Source organism: Streptomyces sp. NPDC056224 (genome assembly GCF_042267665.1).
GTDB lineage: Bacteria > Actinomycetota > Actinomycetes > Streptomycetales > Streptomycetaceae > Streptomyces.
This window is the reverse complement of the sequence record NZ_JBHJTK010000105.1, coordinates 1-2,015: the sequence shown is the minus strand read 5'-3', so window position 1 is coordinate 2,015 and position 2,015 is coordinate 1. Positions and strand designations below refer to the sequence as shown.

The 2,015-nt window shown below is 49.3% G+C and carries 2 rRNA genes; both read left to right on the top strand.

The features are described 5' to 3' along the window. Nucleotides 1-394: ribosomal RNA gene (locus ACFCZ1_RS38465) — 16S ribosomal RNA — on the top strand; the annotation flags it as partial. 465 nt (nt 395-859) lie between these two features. Then, a 23S ribosomal RNA gene (locus tag ACFCZ1_RS38460) occupies nt 860-2,015 on the top strand; the annotation flags it as partial.

Below are 2,015 nucleotides of genomic sequence, written 5' to 3'. Positions count from 1 at the left end.
CTAAGGTGACTGCCGGTGACAAACCGGAGGAAGGTGGGGATGACGTCAAATCATCATGCCCCTTATGACCTGGGCTACACACGTGCTACAATGGATGGTACAAAGGGTTGCTAGACCGCGAGGTTACGCCAATCCCATAAAACCATTCTCAGTTCGGATTGTAGGCTGCAACTCGCCTACATGAAGCCGGAATCGCTAGTAATCGCGGATCAGCATGCCGCGGTGAATACGTTCCCGGGCCTTGTACACACCGCCCGTCACACCACGAGAGTTTGTAACACCCGAAGTCGGTGAGGTAACCTTTTGGAGCCAGCCGCCGAAGGTGGGACAGATGATTGGGGTGAAGTCGTAACAAGGTAGCCGTATCGGAAGGTGCGGCTGGATCACCTCCTTTCTAAGGAATATGGAAGACCACTGTCGTGGTTACAACGAATGACGTTCTCGTTTTGTTCAGTTTTGAAAGGTTAATTCCTTTCAGTATATCTTAGGGAATTAGAGGTTACTTATACAGTGACTCTAATGTTACCTAAATAGAATTGCTCCTGCGGCAATGCTTATTCGAGGAAGATTAGGTTCACCTCGGAGCAAGGCAGCACGAAGCAAATGCTACGATGATTAATCATGATGTGATTGAAATCAGTAGCCTTGTTCTTTGAAAACTAGATAATATGAGAAATAACCAAGTAATAACCGAGAATCGCCACTTTATGGATTACAATCCATTTTTGAAGACTGGCGAAGGAGGAACGAGCTATGCAAGGAAGCGAACTCTTCGAGGAGCGGAGTGTATGGGTTTAATACATGAGCACCGCAGAAGAGGAAGCTGACGCAGCAGAGCGAAGTTCATCGTTCGCCAGGAGGTTAAGTTAGTAAGGGCGCACGGTGAATGCCTTGGCACTAGGAGCCGATGAAGGACGGGACTAACACCGATATGCTTCGGGGAGCTGTAAGCAAGCTTTGATCCGGAGATTTACGAATGGGGGAACCCACTGCCCGTAATGGGGTAGTATCCTTACTTGAATACATAGAGTAAGGAAGGCAGACCCGGGGAACTGAAACATCTAAGTACCCGGAGGAAGAGAAAGCAAACGCGATTTCCTGAGTAGCGGCGAGCGAAACGGAAGAAGCCCAAACCAAGAGGCTTGCCTCTTGGGGTTGTAGGACACTCTATGTCAGGAGTTACAAAGGAACGAAGTAAATGAAGAGGTCTGGAAAGGCCCGTCAAAGAAGGTAACAACCCTGTAGTTGAAACTTCGTTCCCTCCAGAGTGGATCCTGAGTACGGCGGGACACGTGAAATCCCGTCGGAAGCAGGGAGGACCATCTCCCAAGGCTAAATACTCCCTAGTGACCGATAGTGAACCAGTACCGTGAGGGAAAGGTGAAAAGCACCCCGGGAGGGGAGTGAAAGAGAACCTGAAACCGTGTGCCTACAAGTAGTTAGAGCTCTGTGCGTATTTCCTTCGGAAAGACGCCGAGTGATAGCGTGCCTTTTGTAGAATGAACCGGCGAGTTACGATTTCAAGCAAGGTTAAGCTGAAGAGGCGGAGCCGCAGCGAAAGCGAGTCTTAATAGGGCGAATGAGTTTGAGGTCGTAGACCCGAAACCAGGTGATCTACCCATGTCCAGGGTGAAGGTAAGGTAACACTTACTGGAGGCCCGAACCCACGCACGTTGAAAAGTGCGGGGATGAGGTGTGGGTAGCGGAGAAATTCCAATCGAACTTGGAGATAGCTGGTTCTCTCCGAAATAGCTTTAGGGCTAGCCTTAAGGTAAGAGTCTTGGAGGTAGAGCACTGTTTGGACTAGGGGCCCTCATCGGGTTACCGAATTCAGACAAACTCCGAATGCCAATGACTTATCCTTAGGAGTCAGACTGCGAGTGATAAGATCCGTAGTCAAAAGGGAAACAGCCCAGACCACCAGCTAAGGTCCCAAAGTATACGTTAAGTGGAAAAGGATGTGGAGTTGCTTAGACAACCAGGATGTTGGCTTAGAAGCAGCCACCATTTAAAGA